The sequence below is a fragment of the Klebsiella sp. 141162 genome (genome assembly GCF_050600755.1).
Taxonomy (GTDB): domain Bacteria; phylum Pseudomonadota; class Gammaproteobacteria; order Enterobacterales; family Enterobacteriaceae; genus Klebsiella; species Klebsiella aerogenes.
In genome coordinates, this window is sequence record NZ_JAQIRI010000001.1 from 1,017,620 (window position 1) to 1,034,922 (window position 17,303).

Here is a 17,303-nt window from a genome sequence, read left to right on the forward strand (position 1 = left end):
AGGATATCGTTTTCACCTGTACGCTTACTCTATCCTGTTACCATTAATACTGATATTGTAATTAACCCTCTTTATTTAATGAATATGAATATGTACAGGAAAATAATAGTGGCGATAGCTCTCCTGGCCACGACATCCTGCAAGCCGCTCTTTTCTGAACAACAGCAGCCCTGCGACGACAAGCAGCGATCTATCAACGACGCCAATTTTTATGTCTTGACGAATATAGTCCCTTTTAAAGGGGATGTACAAACGGTACGCATTATTGAGTCGCCGGATAATATTTCTACCGTGATTAATTTTGCCCAGTGCGGAAGGTTGGGAACTTTTGAGCGAGAAAGCAAAAGTAGTACGTCGACTGAAGCAAAAACACTCAGAAATAAAGCCCGCTGGCAAAAAGGTAAAGGGTGGATTACAGAATGGATTAGACTCACCCGGAGTGCCTCCGGGAAAATGTCTAAATTAATTATGACCGAGCGTTATGATACCGACAAGCTGGGGCGCATTATTAGTTCCAGTGGGGTTATCACCGGTATTGAGTCCCCGAGAGCGATGAGCTCGATCGTCTATAGCTATAACGACCAACATGAAATGGTAAGTAGAATGATTCGTGGGGGAATGATAGCGAGTCTATCTTTTAATTATGATTATAAAGGAAAGTACTTAAGCCGTATTTCTTCTTCTGATTCCACGTCGACGCTGCGCTGGGATGAGCAGGGGCGCTGGTTATCAAGTGAGACGCAGACTGACTATTCAGGGAAAAGAGAATCCCGATGCCTGGCCTGGGATCGGGGAGGCAACTGCGTAGATGTATTTGGCGAGAGTCAGTCAAAAACCGAAAGGGTGAGCTATAAGTTTACGTATTACCAATAACGACAATTTTGGCTAATAATAATACGTACTTAAACCGGACCGATGCGGAAACATCGGTCCGGGGATTTATCCTCAGGCAAAATTGGCTACTTCAACCTACGTTGTTGCATAGAATGCTTTGCGTTTCAGCTCCCTGATGAGTCAGACCAGCCGCCTCCCAGCGCCCGGTACAAATCAATCTGCGCCAGCAGAAGATTATTTTTCACCTGCACCACGCTTAATTGAGTGGAGAACAACGTTCTTTGCGCATCCAACACGTCCAGATAAGAAGAGTAGCCGTTACGATAGCGGTTCTGCGCGATACGCAACGTCTCTGCGGCGACCGATTCCTGCTCCTTGAGCTCGGTTAACTGTTCCCCGTAGCGGCTGATGGCATCCAGGCTATCGTTCACCTCTTTGAACGCGCCGCGTACCGTTTTCTCATACCCGTACAGCGCCTGATTGCGCTGGGCCATCGAGACATCAACCTGCGCATTTAGCGCCTGGCGGTTGAGTAACGGCGCCAGAATGCTGCCGCCGATGCTCCAGAGCCGCAGCGGATTATCGAGCAGTTCCGGCAGCGTCCGGTCCTGCAGGCTGCCGGTGGCGGTCAGGTTAATCGATGGCAGCAACTGCGCTTGCGACGAGGCAAGGGTGGCATCGGCGGCCACCAGCTGTCGTTGAGCCTGTACAATGTCAGGACGGCGGCTCATTAGCGATGATGGCAGCTGCGAGGGCAGCCGTAGTGGGGTAAGTTGCGCGAATTCATTGCGTTTCACCGTACCGGGATTGTCGCCCAACAGCACGCTCAGGGCGTTCTCCTGCTGGGCAATTTGATGTTGCAACGGCGGGATCTGCGCCCGCGTGGAGCGTAGCTCTGAATCCGCCTGCATGAGCTCCAGGCGCGAGGTATAGCCGGTTTCATACTGCCGTTTAGCCAGATTCCACGCATCTTCTCGCGATTTCAGCGTTTGGCGGGTGACCCGCAACTGCTCGTCTAATGACAACAAGGTGACGTAGCCGACGGCGACCGATGTCGCCACGGTCAGATTAGCCGCGGCGGCAGCGGCTTTCTGCGCTTCAAGGCTGGCCTCGGCGGCGCTGGCGGCGCTGCGGTTGGCTCCCCATATATCGACGTCATAGCTGGCGGTCAGGCCCCCTTTGTACAGCGTGCTGTGAATGGGCAGGCCGGTCGCGGCGGACTGTGCGCGAGCGCGGGTACCGGTCAGGCTGGCATCAAGCGAGGGGAATATGCTGCTATTAGCAGCGTAGGCACGCGCCTGATACTCGTTAACCCGCTCACGGGCGATCAGGACGTCGCTGTTGTAGCGCAACGCCCGATCGACATGCTGATTAAGGGCGCTGTCGTGGAAATTACGCCACCACACGCCTTCTACCGGGCTGGATGGACCCACATCGGCCCGCCAGGCGGCAGGGATCGCCAGCGTGGGCTCCGCGCGTGGTACATCGGCAGACTGACAACCGACCAGCGCCAGCGCCACGGCAAGGGTTAACGGGCGGATCATTGTTTATTCTCCGCGCGGGTATCAATCGTCACCTGCACCGACATACCCGGACGCAGGCGGTGGCTGTTTTTCTGCCCCTCATCGACCGCGATACGGACAGGAATTCGCTGGGCGATTTTGACAAAGTTGCCGGTCGCGTTATCCGGCGAGATCGCGCTGAATTCGACGCCGGTTGCTGGCGAAATACTTTGTACCTTGCCGTGGAAGGTTTCGCTATTCAGCGCATCGACCGAGAAGGTAACCGGCTGGCCGACGCGCACCTCGGCGAGCTGCGTCTCTTTCAGGTTGGCGATAACCCAATGCTGAGGCGGTACCAGCGAGGTCAAATGCGTCCCCGCGCTGACATAAGCGCCAAGGCGTACGGAGATTTGCCCCAGTTGCCCGGTCGTCGGGGCGATAATCCGCGTATTCTGCAGGTCGATTTCGGCAAGCTCGAGCGCTGCTTTGGCGCTGGCTACATCGGCCTCCAGCGAATCGCGATTGACGATAGTGGACTGCAGATCCTGGCGCGACATCTCCAGCGTGGCTTTCGCCTGTTCGATATCGGCAGCACCTTGAGCCGCGCTGGCCCGCGCGGAATCGCGTTCGCGAATGGATAACGACCCATCCGCGGTAAGCTCCTGGACGCGTTTTAAATCGGCCTGAGTTTTCTGATTCTGCGCGCGGGCGTTTTGCAAGGCGGCCTCGTTTTTGGCGATCGTCGCTTCGGCGCTTTTCCGCTGCTGCTGGTTGTTTTTCAGCGCCGCCTGTTTCATCGCCAACGTCGCCTGCGCCTGGTGTACCCGCTGCTTATAGATGCGATCGTCAATCTGGAACAGTACCTGTCCCGGCTGAACGGTATCAAAATCTTTGACGTTCACCGCGGTGATATACCCGTTAACCTGTGGGCTGATAAACGTCGTCTGACCGCGCACATAAGCGTTATCGGTGAACTGACTATGCCGGGTGAAAGGGGGTAACTGCCAGGCGTAAAGAATAACCAATACACCGACGATGCCGATCGCCGCGGCGGTAAAAATAGACACCACGCGGATGTTGTTTCGGGTATTGGCCTGTTGCCTGGCCGCATCCTGCTGACTCATAACCACTCCAGAGTAAAAATTATCTTATTATTTGTTGCCGGTTGCGCGTTTTAACGCGATACGGGCGGTGATTCGCAATCTGATTAAGCGCCAGAAAATCCACACCAGCGTTGCGGCAGAGATCGCCGCCGTCAGGAGATAAGTGTCATTGTAGGCGAGAATATTGGCCTGTAGCGTCGAGGCGTTTTGCAGCAACGTGGTAGCCTGCACGTTCAATAGCGTGCTGTCGCCAATTTGGCTTTGATACATCTGGCTGTACTGCTGCAGTCGCTCGGCGATCAACGGGTTCAGCGTGGTTATCTGATCGGCCAACTGGCTGGAATGAAATTTTTCGCGCCAGGTCTGAAAGGTACCGAGGATAGCTGAGCCGAGTAGGCCACCGATATTTTGGCTCATGCCAAACAGTACCGAGAAGCTGACCAGATTGCGCTGGTCGGCAATCACCCCGCCAATTCCCGCCAGCATGGCCGGCGCGAGGAAGAAGGCGCTGCCGAAACCAAGTAAAAACTGGCTGAACATTAACTGTTCCGGACGGGTCAGGGCAGTGGACTGACTATCAAGCAATGAGGCAATCATGATCAACGCCAGCGCGGTCGCGGTGGGCCAGTAAAGGCGCTGCGGGTTAAGCGTCAGACAACTGGCGACGATACCGCAGACGATACCGGCGAAAATCGACCACGCCAGGTTAGTCATCTGCTCGTTTTGCAAGCCGACGTACTGCAGCCAGCCGATGACCCCGGTATTCTGTTCCGCCAGTACGATACGAATCAGCAGCATAATCAGCCCCAGACGAATGATACTGCCGCTGGAAAGCCATTTGGTGTTAAGCAGCGGATTCGTTCGATTATGTTCAAAGGCGATAGCCGAAACGATCAGCACCACCGCCCCCGCCAGCGACCAGCCAAGCCACGGCGCCTCAAACCACCAGTCCAGCCGGCCCAGCGACAGCACCGCGCAGACCAAAGCCATGCCGGGAGCCAGCAGGAAGAAGGTAATAAAATCCTTCTTCTCAAACACCTTTTTGCGGTCGCTTGGCGGCAGTTTCAGCGCGATGACGCAGGCCAGCGACACCAGCGCCAGCCCGAGCTCAAAGAAGTAGAGCCCGCGCCATTCGTCAATCTGCAGCAGTTCAGTCGAAAACAGACGCGCCAGTGGGATTGCCAGCGACGATCCGGTGATCCCAATGGTCAACGCCTTCAGACGGTGGCGCGCCGGCCAGGCCTGTACCTGATAGTAAATCCCCAGAGAACTCAGCGCCGCTGCCACCATGCCGTGCGCCGCGCGCACCATCATTGCCGAGCTGAGGTCGTTGACGAACAGGTGGAAGAAAGTGACCAGTACATACAGTACCAGGAAGCCTTCAGTAAAGGCGCGCAGGCCAAACTGCTGGCGAAATTTCACCAGCAGCAGGTTGATAGAAACGTTAGTCATCACGTAGACCGCCGGCAGCCACGCAATTTCCGTAGACCAGGCGGCAAAAGTGCCCTGCAGCAGCTGCAGGTTGGCGGTAACGACGGCATTACCCAGCGCGCCGGTCAGACACACCAACAGCCCGACGATACCGTAAGCGACGCGTTTCGGCGTACTGTGGATTGGCGTCGACGGCGAACCGAGCATCGCCGGCTTTTCATGCGGCGCCCAGTCGTGGGGCACATAAGGATTAGCTTCGCGACGAGGCATTATTTCTTTTCCACCTCGTGCAGCAGCTTTTCCAGTACCCGGTGGGTTTGCTCACGCTCTTCCGCAGTGATGGCGGTGAGGATCTCCTCGCGCAGGTCGTCGGCGACCGCTTTCACCTGATGGAAAAGCGCCATCCCTTTTGCAGTGGCGACCAGCAGACGCTTACGTTTATCGCTGTCAGGTTTAACGCGCTCCACCAGTTCAAGTTCGACCAGACGGTTAATGAGCGGGACGATGGTGGCGCTTTCAACACCGAGCTCCTGCGCCAGTTCGCTTTGCGAGAGGGGCTGCTCGTTGCGGGCAATGGCTGAGACCGCCACCCATGACGCCTGGCTCATGCCAAGATTTTTCAACCGCCGGTTAACCGCCAGCCGCCAGTGATGCGCGGTTAAGTATAAGAGATGGGAAAAGTTAAGCTGTCGGTTATCCATGTTCCGCCTGCAAATTCATTAGAGCTCTAATGATTTTAGGCGCGGCAATTTACCGATTTCAAGTCACGAAGATAAAAATAGGTTAACGCAATGTGCGTTTTTTGTGGAAAAGGCCGGCTGACACGTGGAGAAAAAATAAAAAACCCGGGCGATCCCGGGTTTCGTATCTGGATTACCTGGACATTAGCCCGGATAGATGCCGCGATCTTTACGCGCCAGCAGGATGCGCTCACAGGCGACGATATAGGCCGCGGTACGCAGAGAACAGGCTTTCTCGGCGGCTTTATCGCAGACGTGAACGATAGCATCGGTCATGATGCGGTCCATCTTGGCGTTGATCTCTTCTTCACTCCAGAAGAAGCTCGCCATATCCTGAACCCATTCGAAGTAGCTGACGGTCACGCCGCCGGCGTTACAGATAACGTCCGGAACCACGATCACTCCGCGGTCGGCGAGCACGTCGTCGGCGTCCGGATAGGTCGGGCCGTTGGCGCCTTCGAGGATCAGCTTACAGCTGATTTTTTCCGCGCGCTCACGGGTGATTTGGCCTTCCAGCGCTGCCGGAATCAGGATATCCATCTCGGTGGTCCAGAAATCTTCTTTAGCGATTTCACGCGCGCCCGGGAAGCCGGCGATCTTCTTGTTCTCGGCCTGCCATGCGGTCAGCGCCTGCATGTCGATGCCGCCTTCGTTGAACAGGGTCGCGGTGTGATCCTGGATCACGACAATACGCGCGCCAACGTCGGCGAACAGACGAGCGGCTTCGCTGCCGACGTTACCAAAACCTTGCAGCGCGACTTTCGCGCCTTCGATTTCGATACCGTTACGACGAGCCACTTCACGACCGGTGACGAAGACGCCGCGGCCGGTAGCTTTTTCACGCCCCAGCGAACCGCCGAGATGAATCGGCTTACCGGTAACCACGCCGGTGATAGTGGTGCCGTGGTTCATGGAGTAGGTGTCCATCATCCACGCCATCACTTTACCGTTGGTGCCTACGTCCGGCGCCGGAATATCTTTCTGTGGTCCAATGATAATGCCGATTTCGCTGGTATAGCGACGGGTCAGACGTTCCAGCTCGCCTTCAGACAGTGAGAACGGGTCGACGCGGATGCCGCCTTTGGCTCCGCCGTAAGGAATATTGACCGCGGCGCACTTGATGGTCATCCAGGCAGAAAGCGCCATTACCTCGTTAAGATCGACATCCGGATGGTAGCGAACACCACCTTTACCCGGTCCACGCGATAGATTGTGCTGTACGCGATAGCCTTCGAAATGGCGGATGGTGCCATCATCCATCTGCACTGGAATATCAACGATCAGCGCGCGTTTCGGGTGGCGCAGGGTTTCCACCCAGTAGGCGAGGTCGCCCAGATACGGCGCGACGCGGTCGATCTGGCGCAGGTAAGTGGTCCATGGAGATGTACTACTTTCAGATGCGTAAGATAACTTTTCCATAAGAGTCCTGTATCTCAATGTTATTTGTGTCGTGTAAAACCGTGGAATAGGTACAGCAGTAAAATCTGTGTGATGAATGTTATCACCAATTTTATAAACCAGTATTTGACGGCTATTCCGAATTTTACATTTTTGTTAGTTTTTTGGGGTTGCATTTGAATAAATAAGCACACTCTGGCGCCTGCATGTCATGCATCAATATGCATATTTTATGCAGATAAGTGAATACTGAAATAATTTTTTCATATTTTTCATTATCTTGATGATCCTCTAAAAGTGAATAAAATGATTCGTGGTTGTATTGACTTTGTTGCGCGTCAGGGCCCAGCATTAGCTCACGCAATACACAAGGTATTAACCGTGAATTAACATATACCCATACAAATAAAATGGCTTATTTCAGTTGTGGTGAAAATATTTGTCATCGCAGCGGGACGTGTGCGCCCTGAAAACGGCTAAAGGGAAATTGTTAAATTCGACTATTCACGATTGGCCAATTTATGCCGCCGATCCTCGTTCCGGAGAATTGTTATGTCAGGCAGTATCACTCGCGAAGATTTTGATGCTTATATGGTTCCGTGTTTCGCTCCCGCGCCGTTTATCCCGGTGAAAGCAGCGGGCTCCCGCGTCTGGGACCAGCGGGGCAAAGAGTACATTGACGTGGCTGGCGGCATTGCGGTTAACGCGCTGGGTCATGCGAATCCGGCGCTGGCTAACGCGTTGAAAGCGCAGCTGGATAAGCTGTGGCATATCGGCAACGGCTATACCAACGAACCGGTGCTGCAGCTGGCGAAAACGCTGGTGGAGTCGACCTTCGCCGATAAAATTTTCTTCTGTAACTCCGGCGCTGAAGCCAACGAAGCCGCGCTGAAGCTGGCGCGCAAGTATGCGCACGACAAATTCGGCGCCGACAAGAGCGAAATCATCGCCTTCAAGAACTCTTTCCATGGGCGCACTCTGTTTACCGTCACCGTGGGAGGACAGCCGAAGTATTCCAGCGACTATGCGCCATTACCGCAGGACATCACCCATCTGCCGTATAACGACATCGACGCGGTGAAAGCGGCGTTCTCTTCCCGCACCTGCGCGGTCATCGTCGAACCGATTATCGGCGAAGGCGGCGTCATGCCGGCGGATCCGCAATTCCTGCAGGCGCTGCGCGAGCTGTGCGATGAGCATGAAGCAACGCTGATTTTTGATGAAGTGCAGACCGGCGCCGGGCGTACGGGCCAACTGTATGCTTACCAGCATTACAACGTGGTTCCGGATATTCTCACCAGCGCGAAAGGGCTGGGCGGCGGCTTCCCAATTGGCGCGATGCTGGCGAAAGAGGCCTGGGCGCAGGTGTTCCAGCCCGGTACTCACGGCACGACTTTCGGCGGCAACCCGCTGGCGGCGACCGTCGCTAATAGCGTGCTGGCGCAAATGGATAGCGCGCTGCTGGCGGGCGTGGGCGAACGCCATACCCTTATCGTCGATAAACTCAATGCGCTGAACGCCAAATATGATGTCTTTAGCGACGTGCGTGGGATGGGGCTGCTGATTGGCGCCGAACTGGCTAGCCATCTGCGCGGCAAAGCCAAAGCGCTGACCAATCTGGCGGCGGAAGAGGGGCTGATCGCGCTGATAGCCGGGCCGGACGTACTGCGTTTCGCCCCGGCGCTCAATATTCCCCTGGCGGATATTGATGAAGCCTTCGTGCGCCTTGAGCGCGCCGTCGCCCGCTTAACCAGCTAATCCGGGAGACGGCCTATGATGTTATTTCGTCCCGTACGGGAAAACGACCTTGATGATATTGTCCGCCTGGCCTCCCGGGCGGGCGTGGGAATGACATCGCTGCCCAATGATGCCGTGCGCCTCGCCGCACGGATCAAACGCAGCGTAGAAACCTTTGCCGGCAAGCTGACGCGCGGCGAACAGGGGTTTCTGTTTGTTCTGGAAGATACCGAACTGAGCCGGGTTGTCGGCGTCAGCGCCATTGAGGTCGCGGTGGGGCTCGACGAACCGTTCTACAATTTTCGTATTCAAAAGACGGTACGGGCATCTAAAGAGCTTGGGGTATACAAGCATCAGGAATTGCTCAATTTAAGCTACGACCATACCGGCCATAGCGAACTCTGTACCCTGTTTCTGGACCCGGAGTACCAGAAGAACCGCAACGGCCTGCTGCTCTCCAAAGCGCGGTTTGTCTTTATTGCCGCGTTCCGCGAGTGGTTTTCGCCTCATCTGTTTGCCGAGCTGCGCGGGCGCAGCGACGAGCAGGGTAATTCGCCATTCTGGGATGCGTTGGGGCACCACTTTTTCGACATTCCTTTCGCCGATGCCGATCGCCTCACCGGTACAGGGATGAAAACCTTTATCGCCGAACTGATGCCAGCTTACCCGATTTACATCTCGCTGCTGCCGGATGATGCCCGCGAGGTGATAGGCCAGGTTCATGCTAACACCGCGCCGGCGCGGGCTATTCTCGAAAAAGAAGGGTTTAGCTGGCGCGGGTCCGTCGACATCTTCGATGCCGGCCCGGTACTGGAAGCTGAAACCGATAATATTCGCGCTATCAGAGAGAGCTATTCGCTGCCGGCGCTGCAACTCATGACGCCGCAGGCGACGCCAACCATCGTCGCCAACGGACAGTTTGATAATTTCCGCGCGGTGCTCATCGCGCAAGAGACGCCGGGAGCGCTCGATCAGCAGGCGCTGGACGCCCTGCAGGTCAATGCCACCGACCGGGTTCACGCGGTGACACTCAATCCAGAGGAAAACAGATCATGGCGGTAAATGCACAGTTTATAGCAGGTAAGTGGCAGCAGGGCGCAGGCGCGCCGTTAACTAAGCTGGCGCCGGAAGACCAGTCCGTTTTATGGCAGGCGCAAAGTGCGGGCGCGGCCGACGTGCAGGCCGCCTGCGCCGCCGCGCGCGAGGCGTTTTATGGCTGGTCGCATCGTCCATTAAGCGAACGCATTGCCGTGGTTCAGCGTTTCGCGGCGCTGCTGGAAGAGAATAAAGAGGCGCTGGCGACGTTAATTTCCCGTGAAACCAGCAAGCCGCTGTGGGAAACCCGCACTGAAGTACAGGCGATGATCGGCAAAGCCGGGATTTCCATTGATGCCTACGCCGAACGCACCGGTTATCGCGAGTCCGCTATGCCGGATGGCAAAGCGCTGCTGCGCCATAAGCCGCACGGCGTGATGGCGGTGTTTGGCCCTTACAACTTCCCGGGGCATCTGCCGAACGGCCATATTATCCCGGCGCTGATCGCCGGTAACACCGTGGTATTTAAACCGAGCGAATTGACGCCGGCGACCGCGGAACTCACCGTTCAGCTATGGCAGCAGGCTGGGATCCCGGATGGGGTGCTAAACCTGGTGCAGGGGGCGAAAGATACCGGCCAGGCGCTGCTGGAAAATCGCGATATCGACGGCGTGCTGTTTACCGGTAGCGCCGCCGCTGGCTTCCACTTCCACCGTTACCTCGGCGGTCAGCCGGAGAAAATGTTGGCGCTTGAAATGGGCGGCAATAACTCGCTGATCGTGGCCGACGTTACCGATAGCGTTGCGGCGCTGAACGTGATTATTCAATCGGCCTTTATCTCCGCCGGGCAGCGCTGCACCTGCGCGCGTCGTTTACTGGTACCGCGCGGCGAACAGGGCGATGCGCTAGTCGAACAACTGATTGATGCCAGCCGGCAGATCCGCGCCGGTAAATGGGACGCCGAACCGCAGCCGTTTATGGGCGGGGTGATTTCGCAAACCGCCGCGCAGGGTATGCTGGCGGCGCAGGCGAAGCTGGAAGCGCTGGGCGGCAAAGTGCTGCTGCGCATGAGCCAGCCAGATCCTCACTCTACCGTGTTAACGCCGGGGATTATCGACGTTACCGGGATTGCGGTGCCGGATGAAGAGTACTTCGGCCCGCTGCTTACCGTGATTCGATACGACCGGTTCGATGAGGCGATCGCGATTGCTAATAACACCCGCTACGGTCTGGCGGTCGGGCTTATTTCCGCCGACCCGGCGCTGTTCGACAAGCTGGCCGACGAAGCGCGCGCCGGGATCGTTAACTGGAACAAACCGCTCACCGGGGCCTCCAGCAAAGCGCCATTCGGCGGTGTCGGCGCCTCCGGCAACCATCGCGCCTCGGCGTGGTATGCCGCCGATTATTGCGCCTGGCCGATGGCTTCTCTGGTCAGCGAAACGCTGACGCTTCCGGCGACGACGTCGCCAGGTCTGCCATTCTGATAACCGTTTTTGTGAGGACACTATGTCTGGATTTGAAGCGAATTTTGACGGCCTGGTGGGGCCAACGCACCACTACGCCGGGTTGTCGGTAGGCAACGAAGCGTCACAAAACAACCGTGACGGTTTATCTAACCCGAAGAAGGCGGCGCTGCAGGGACTTTATAAGATGAAGACCCTGGCCGATCGTGGCTTTGTACAGGGCATTCTGCCGCCGCAGCCGCGGCCAAATATGACGATGCTGCGCAGCATTGGTTTTCAGGGCAGCGATGAGCAGGTGATCCAGCGTGCGGCCAAAGAGGCCCCGCAGTTATTATCGGCTTTTAGCTCCGCTTCCTCGATGTGGACCGCCAACGCCGCCACCGTGTCGCCGTCGGCCGATAGCGCTGATAGAAAAGTGCATTTTACGGTGGCGAACCTCAACAATAAGCTGCACCGCATGCAGGAAGCGCCGATCACCTCGGCCATCCTCAGGGCGACCTTCGCCGATGAGCGCTACTTTGCGCATCACGCGGCACTGCCGCAGCATGGCGATTTAGGTGATGAAGGGGCCGCTAACCATAACCGTTTCTGCGGGCATTATGACCGCCAGGGCGTGCAGTTTTTTGTCTACGGTAAGCGCGCCAGCGGCGGTGTTACGCCAGCAAAATACCCCGCACGCCAGACGCTGGAGGCCTGCGAAGCGGTGGCGCGTCTGCATCAGCTCGACCCGCAGTACACCGTATTCGCTCAGCAAAATCCGCAGGCTATCGACCATGGCGTATTCCACAATGATGTTATCGCCGTCAGCAACCGTCACGTACTGTTCCATCATCAACACGCCTTCCTGCAACAGCAGGAGGTGCTGGCGACGCTGAAGGAGAGAAACGCCAGTCTGAATATTCCATTTACCAGCGTTGAAGTGCCGGACGAGCAGGTTAGCCTCGATGACGCGGTGGCCTCTTATCTGTTCAACAGCCAGTTACTGAGCAAAACCGATGGCAAAATGCTGATCGTGGTGCCGGAAGAGTGTCGTCAGCGTGAAAACGTCTGGCGTTATCTCTCCGCTCTCGCCGCCGATAGCGCATCGCCTATCGATGAAGTGGCGGCATTCGATCTACGTGAAAGCATGCGCAACGGCGGCGGCCCGGCCTGTTTACGTCTGCGGGTGGTGCTTAACGATGCTGAGCGCGCGGCGGTCAACGCTCACAGCCTGATGAATGACGAACGCTACCGGCAGCTGACCGCGTGGGTTGAAAAGCATTATCGCGACCGCCTGCATGCCAGCGATCTCGCCGACCCGCAGCTACTGCGCGAGGTTTATCAGGCGCTGGACGAGCTGACGCAGATTTTACATCTGGGTGCGATTTATGACTTCCAGCGATAAGGGGCCGGGAATGGAACAAAACGTCAACGATTTACTGCATTGTAAACTGCAGACATGGACCTTTCCGCCGACTATCGAAGCCAGTTGGTTAGGCGATGGCATTCTGCAACTGCTGCCAAAAACGCCCTGGCGACAGGCGACGGTGCTTTCCGCCGGGGTGCACGGTAACGAAACCGCGCCGATTGAAATGTTGCTGCAGATCCTGCAGGGGTTAAGCCATGGCGAACAGCCGCTGACCCACGCGCTACTGGTGGTGTTCGGCAATCTGCCCGCCATTCGCGCCGGCCGTCGCTATCTGCATAACGATCTCAACCGGCTGTTTGGCGGTCGCCATCTGGCGGCGATGCCCGGTAACGAATCGCGGCGCGCTTTTGAACTGGAGATGGCCGTACAGGCCTTCTTCCGTAGCGCCGATGTCCACGGCAAGGTGCCGCGCACGCATCTCGATCTGCATACCGCCATTCGCGGGTCGAAATATCGGCAGTTTGCGCTGCTGCCCGCTCATGATGGCGACTACGGCGCGGATTTTTATCAGCTGTTACAGGCCAGCGGTATGGACGCCATCGTGCGCCATACCGAACCGGGCGGCACCTTTACCCACTTCACCAGCGAGAAGTTTGGCGCGCAAAGCGCCACGCTGGAACTGGGGAAGGTGATGCCATTCGGTGAAAATGATCTGCGCTTGTTTGCCGCCACCGAACTGGCCATCGGTGCGCTGATCGCCGATGGCATCATGCCGCCGCGCAGCAAAGCGCCGGTCGAATACTTTGTGGTGCAGCAGAGCATCATCAAGAGCGAGAACGGTTTCACCCTTAATCTCGACCCGAAAATTGAAAACTTTACCGCGCTGCCGGCAGGCTATGAAATCGCCCGTCAAGCGCAGAAAACCTGGGTGGTCAATGCCGACGCCCCCTACATCCTGTTTCCGAATGCGGGCGTCGCCGCCGGTCAACGCGCCGGGCTGCTGTTGACCGCTACCGCGCCAAGCCTTTCCATGCCTGCTTGAAGGAATCAACATGACTGAACATCAACGTGAGGGGCAGGTTCATCCTGCCGCCGACGGGGAGTGCCCGTCGCAGCTCAAACGCGGCCTTGGCGCCCGGCACATTCAGATGATTGCGCTGGGCGGCGCTATCGGCACCGGACTGTTTATGGGGGCGGGCAGAAACATCGCCGTCGCCGGAACGTCCATTCTGCTTATTTATCTACTGGTAGGTTTCTTTACCTATATGGTGATGCGGGCGATGGGGGAGCTGTTGCTGACCCGCCTGGATTATCGTTCGTTTGCGGATTTCGTCGGCGATTATCTCGGCCCGCAGGCCAGCTTCTATCTGGGCTGGACCTACTGGCTTAGCTGGGTGGTGACCTGTATCGCCGACGTGGTGGTTTGCGGCAGCTATATGCAGTACTGGTTCCCGGAGATGTCGGCGTGGATGCCCGCGCTGAGTACGCTTGGGATCCTGTTCTTGTTTAATCTGTTGTCGGTAAAGATGTTCGGCGAGGCCGAGTTCTGGTTTGCGCTGATTAAAGTTATCACCATCATCGCGCTGATTTTGACCGGCGCGTGGATGATTGCTATTGGCTGGACTTCGCCGGATGGCGTGAAGGCTTCTTTAGGCCATATTACCGACCCGACGGCCTTTATGCCCCACGGCGTGACCGGTTTCTTCGCCGGTTTCCAGATAGCGATTTTCTCCTTCACCGGTATTGAGCTGCTCGGCACCATGACGGCGGAAACACGCGATCCTGAGCGCATCCTGCCGAAGGCGATTAACGCGCTGCCGCTGCGCATCATTATTTTCTATCTGCTGTCGATGGTGGTGATTATTGCCGTGGCTTCATGGCCGGGCGTCTCGCCGGATGCCAGTCCGTTCGTGACCCTGTTCGCCAAGGCCGGGCTGCCTGCCGCCGCCGCGGTAATTAACTTTGTCGCCTTGACGTCGGCCATGTCGTCGGCGAACAGCGGCGTTTACTCCAGTACCCGCATGCTCTACGGCCTGTCGGTGGAAAAACATGCGCACTGGCAGTTCCGTATTCTGTCGCGTAATACCCGCATTCCGGTACGTAGCCTGCTGTTCTCCTGCTTCTGCATGCTAAGCGGCACGTTACTGCTGTTCCTGGTGCCAAACGTGATGACGTTATTTACCATTGTGTCGACGCTGGCGGCGATCATGGTGGTTTTCAGCTGGGGTATGATCCTCGTGGCATATCTGGTGTATCGTCATAAACGCCCGGACCTGCACGCGCAGTCGAAATTCAAAATGCCGGCGGGAGTGGTGATGTGCTGGCTGAGCCTGCTGTTTTTCGCCTTCTCGATCTTCATTATGATTTTCGACCCGGATACGCTGCTGGCGCTGATGGCCTCGCCGGTGTGGTTTATCGCGCTATGGTGCTTCTGGAAAGTGAAACAGAAGCGCGAAGGGCAACTGGCTTTGGATAATGTCAGCGCCTGATGATACCCGGCAGCTTAAGCGTGGCTGCCGGATTTTCCTTTTCGCCTTAGCGCGGTTTATGATGTCGCCCGGCACTCCATCGTTGGACCAGGACAAAAGAAGGAAAGGGTATGACAGAGCATTTCCCGGCGCTTTCGCTCGAGACGTTAGCGGCGGCCAATCAGATTGGCGCCTGGTTGGCGCAGGATGATTTACCGCAGGAGTCACAGCCGAAAATTGTCGTGCTGGCCGGCAATGCGGTGATCCCGACGATTGATGCCGCCTGTCACCTGGCGGCGCAGGCGCAGGTCCCGTTGCTGATAAGCGGCGGTATTGGTCATTCGACGACCTTTTTATATGACGCTGTACGAAAGCATCCGCACTATCAGGCGCTGCAGGTAGAGGGGCGTCCGGAATCACATATCCTGGCGGATATCGCCGAACGTTTCTGGCAAATACCGCGCGATCGCATTGTGGTGGAAGACCGTTCAACCAACTGCGGCGAAAACGCGTGGTTTACCCGCCGGTTACTGGAAGAGCGTGGGCTGGATCATACCTCGGGCGTGGTGATTCAGGATCCGACCATGCAGCGTCGGACGATGGCGACGTTTGCCCGCGTCTGGCAGGATGCTCCGGCGCCGCCGCACTGGTGGAGCTACCCCGGTTGTTCGCCGCGGCTCGAAAATAGCGCTACTGGCCTGAGATTCAGCGGAGATGATAGTGGACTGTGGCCGGTGGGGCGTTATCTGGAACTGCTGCTTGGCGAGCTGCCGCGTTTGCTGGATAACCCGCAGGGTTATGGCCCCAACGGTAAAGATTTTATTGCCCATGTCGATTTCCCACGCGATGTTAGCGCGGCGTGGCAATGCTTGCGTGCAGATACGCTATTGAGCCAGGCGCTGAACGCCAGAACGCTGGGGTAGGGAGAAAGGCGGATAGCCGCAGCTATCCGCAGATTCTGGGATTACTTCGCGAATTTATCCAGCACGCGGACAAGCTGGGTGACAAAACCGTACTCGTTATCGTACCAGGCCACGGTTTTCACTAGCTGTACGCCGCCGGCCTCTACGATCTCCAGCTGGGTCGCATCATAGATTGAGCCGAAATGGCTGCCGATAATGTCGGAGGAGACAATTTCTTCTTCGGTGTAGCCAAAAGACTCGTTGTTCGCCGCCGCATTTTTCATGGCCTGATTAACCTCTTCCGCGGTGACTTTCTTCGCCAGCACGGACACAAGCTCAGTGACTGAGCCGGTTTTAGTCGGCACGCGCTGGGCGTGACCTTTCAGTTTCCCACTGAGTTCCGGGATCACCAGACCGATGGCTTTTGCCGCGCCGGTGGTGTGGGGTATAACGTTCTCCGCCGCCGCTCGCGAGGCGCGCAGGTCTTTGCCACGGGGTCCGTCGACCAGCGATTGCGTACCGGTATAAGCGTGAATAGTGGTCATGGTGCCCACGGTAATGCCGAAAGCATCGTTCAGCACTTTAGCCATTGGCGCCAGACAGTTAGTGGTGCAGGATGCAACCGAAATAATGGTGTCATCCGGGCTCATGGTGTCGTCATTGACGTGATAAACGATGGTTTTCATCTCGCCGGCAGGGGCGGAAATCAGCACTTTCTTCGCGCCGGCGGTCAGGTGCGCCTGCGATTTTTCAGCCGACGTATAGAAGCCGGTACATTCAACAATCACCTCTGCGCCCGCGGCTTTCCACGGAATATGCTGGGCCTCTTTTTCCGCATAAACGGTAATTTTCTTACCATCAACGATTAGCGCATCTTCTGTAAAATCAACGCTCCATGGGAAAGGGCCGTAGTTAGAGTCATGTTTAAGCAGATAGGCTAAGACTTTCGGCGAGGTGAGATCGTTGATGGCTACGACCTCTAGCGGGCTATTTACTTCCAACAGACGACGAAGTACTAAGCGTCCAATACGACCAAATCCATTAATACCAAGTTTACTCATGGGTACTCTCCTGGTGGTGAAGTTGATACATTAAAACTATCTTCAGATAGAGTGGGGAAGGAAATATCTCTTCCTTTCATTGACTTAGCTATTCACCGCGGTGTTCCAATGGCTAAGTTATCTACCTTAAGCGTCTTCGGTCACTGTCACGTGGAGCGAGATGGTGCGAAGGAAGTATAACCCTGCCTGCTTCATCATGCGGCGTTAAATGGTAAACATTACCTACATGTCGTTACGGTATTTAGGCAGGCGTCCATCCTGCATGCACGCGTATGTGGTTG

14 protein-coding genes are annotated in these 17,303 nt (G+C 56.5%); 8 read left to right on the plus strand and 6 right to left on the minus strand.

What is annotated here, in order from left to right:
- Nucleotides 1–108 precede the first annotated feature (108 nt).
- Nucleotides 109–873, plus strand: coding sequence for a hypothetical protein (locus PGR23_RS04755; protein WP_396279633.1), 765 nt, complete (start codon nt 109–111; stop codon nt 871–873).
- Nucleotides 874–998: 125 nt separating this feature from the next.
- On the opposite strand, the gene PGR23_RS04760 is transcribed toward PGR23_RS04755, so the two are convergent.
- From PGR23_RS04760 to PGR23_RS04780, 5 genes are all read right to left on the minus strand, one after another.
- A complete protein-coding gene (locus PGR23_RS04760; RefSeq protein WP_396279634.1) occupies nt 999–2,378 on the minus strand; it encodes an efflux transporter outer membrane subunit in 1,380 nt (459 codons plus the stop codon).
- Nucleotides 2,375–3,460: an HlyD family secretion protein gene (locus PGR23_RS04765; protein ID WP_020078647.1), complete on the minus strand. Its 1,086-nt coding sequence runs from the start codon at nt 3,458–3,460 to the stop codon at nt 2,375–2,377. The genes PGR23_RS04760 and PGR23_RS04765 overlap by 4 nt, the downstream gene beginning before the upstream one ends.
- A 27-nt stretch (nt 3,461–3,487) precedes the next feature.
- Nucleotides 3,488–5,140, minus strand: a complete 1,653-nt coding sequence (locus tag PGR23_RS04770) for an MFS transporter (RefSeq protein ID WP_059355880.1) — start codon at nt 5,138–5,140, stop codon at nt 3,488–3,490.
- Complete coding sequence (locus PGR23_RS04775) at nt 5,140–5,571, minus strand: MarR family winged helix-turn-helix transcriptional regulator (RefSeq protein ID WP_045382685.1); 432 nt, start codon at nt 5,569–5,571, stop codon at nt 5,140–5,142. Before PGR23_RS04775 ends, PGR23_RS04770 begins: the two co-directional genes overlap by 1 nt.
- 183 nt (nt 5,572–5,754) lie before the next feature.
- On the minus strand, nt 5,755–7,029 hold the full coding sequence (locus tag PGR23_RS04780; protein ID WP_015366353.1) for a Glu/Leu/Phe/Val family dehydrogenase: 1,275 nt from the start codon (nt 7,027–7,029) through the stop codon (nt 5,755–5,757).
- A 531-nt stretch (nt 7,030–7,560) separates the two neighbouring features.
- Here PGR23_RS04780 and PGR23_RS04785 point away from each other — a divergent pair.
- The 7 genes from PGR23_RS04785 (at nt 7,561) to PGR23_RS04815 (ending at nt 15,982) form a co-directional block, all read left to right on the plus strand.
- Nucleotides 7,561–8,766, plus strand: coding sequence for a bifunctional succinylornithine transaminase/acetylornithine transaminase (locus PGR23_RS04785; protein ID WP_396279635.1), 1,206 nt, complete (start codon nt 7,561–7,563; stop codon nt 8,764–8,766).
- An 18-nt stretch (nt 8,767–8,784) separates the two neighbouring features.
- Nucleotides 8,785–9,807: an arginine N-succinyltransferase gene (gene astA, locus PGR23_RS04790; protein ID WP_161801935.1), complete on the plus strand. Its 1,023-nt coding sequence runs from the start codon at nt 8,785–8,787 to the stop codon at nt 9,805–9,807.
- Nucleotides 9,798–11,264, plus strand: a complete 1,467-nt coding sequence (gene astD / locus PGR23_RS04795; RefSeq protein ID WP_396279636.1) for a succinylglutamate-semialdehyde dehydrogenase — start codon at nt 9,798–9,800, stop codon at nt 11,262–11,264. The genes astA and astD overlap by 10 nt, the downstream gene beginning before the upstream one ends.
- Before the next feature lie 22 nt (nt 11,265–11,286).
- Nucleotides 11,287–12,627: an N-succinylarginine dihydrolase gene (gene astB / locus PGR23_RS04800; protein ID WP_396279637.1), complete on the plus strand. Its 1,341-nt coding sequence runs from the start codon at nt 11,287–11,289 to the stop codon at nt 12,625–12,627.
- A gap of 10 nt (nt 12,628–12,637) precedes the next feature.
- A complete protein-coding gene (gene astE / locus PGR23_RS04805; protein WP_045393920.1) occupies nt 12,638–13,633 on the plus strand; it encodes a succinylglutamate desuccinylase in 996 nt (331 codons plus the stop codon).
- 10 nt (nt 13,634–13,643) lie between these two features.
- Nucleotides 13,644–15,080 carry an amino acid permease gene (locus PGR23_RS04810; protein ID WP_047048834.1) on the plus strand — a complete coding sequence of 479 codons (1,437 nt, stop codon included), beginning with the start codon at nt 13,644–13,646 and terminating at the stop codon, nt 15,078–15,080.
- A gap of 110 nt (nt 15,081–15,190) precedes the next feature.
- Entirely contained in the window at nt 15,191–15,982 is a 792-nt protein-coding gene (locus PGR23_RS04815; RefSeq protein ID WP_213797142.1) for a YdcF family protein, read from the plus strand.
- A 41-nt stretch (nt 15,983–16,023) separates the two neighbouring features.
- Here PGR23_RS04815 and gap read toward each other — a convergent pair whose 3' ends face one another.
- Complete coding sequence (gene gap, locus PGR23_RS04820; protein WP_045393926.1) at nt 16,024–17,022, minus strand: type I glyceraldehyde-3-phosphate dehydrogenase; 999 nt, start codon at nt 17,020–17,022, stop codon at nt 16,024–16,026.
- Nucleotides 17,023–17,303 lie beyond the last annotated feature (281 nt).

Excerpts from the sequence above, each read along its gene's own strand:
- PGR23_RS04760 (WP_396279634.1), bottom strand. The coding sequence starts at position 2,378 with ATGATCCGCCCGTTAACCCTTGCCGTGGCGCTGGCGCTGGTCGGTTGT.
- PGR23_RS04765 (WP_020078647.1), bottom strand. The coding sequence starts at position 3,460 with ATGAGTCAGCAGGATGCGGCCAGGCAACAGGCCAATACCCGAAACAAC.
- PGR23_RS04770 (WP_059355880.1), bottom strand. The coding sequence starts at position 5,140 with ATGCCTCGTCGCGAAGCTAATCCTTATGTGCCCCACGACTGGGCGCCG.
- PGR23_RS04775 (WP_045382685.1), bottom strand. The coding sequence starts at position 5,571 with ATGGATAACCGACAGCTTAACTTTTCCCATCTCTTATACTTAACCGCG.
- PGR23_RS04780 (WP_015366353.1), bottom strand. The coding sequence starts at position 7,029 with ATGGAAAAGTTATCTTACGCATCTGAAAGTAGTACATCTCCATGGACC.
- PGR23_RS04785 (WP_396279635.1), top strand. The coding sequence starts at position 7,561 with ATGTCAGGCAGTATCACTCGCGAAGATTTTGATGCTTATATGGTTCCG.
- astA (WP_161801935.1), top strand. The coding sequence starts at position 8,785 with ATGTTATTTCGTCCCGTACGGGAAAACGACCTTGATGATATTGTCCGC.
- astD (WP_396279636.1), top strand. The coding sequence starts at position 9,798 with ATGGCGGTAAATGCACAGTTTATAGCAGGTAAGTGGCAGCAGGGCGCA.
- astB (WP_396279637.1), top strand. The coding sequence starts at position 11,287 with ATGTCTGGATTTGAAGCGAATTTTGACGGCCTGGTGGGGCCAACGCAC.
- astE (WP_045393920.1), top strand. The coding sequence starts at position 12,638 with ATGGAACAAAACGTCAACGATTTACTGCATTGTAAACTGCAGACATGG.
- PGR23_RS04810 (WP_047048834.1), top strand. The coding sequence starts at position 13,644 with ATGACTGAACATCAACGTGAGGGGCAGGTTCATCCTGCCGCCGACGGG.
- PGR23_RS04815 (WP_213797142.1), top strand. The coding sequence starts at position 15,191 with ATGACAGAGCATTTCCCGGCGCTTTCGCTCGAGACGTTAGCGGCGGCC.
- gap (WP_045393926.1), bottom strand. The coding sequence starts at position 17,022 with ATGAGTAAACTTGGTATTAATGGATTTGGTCGTATTGGACGCTTAGTA.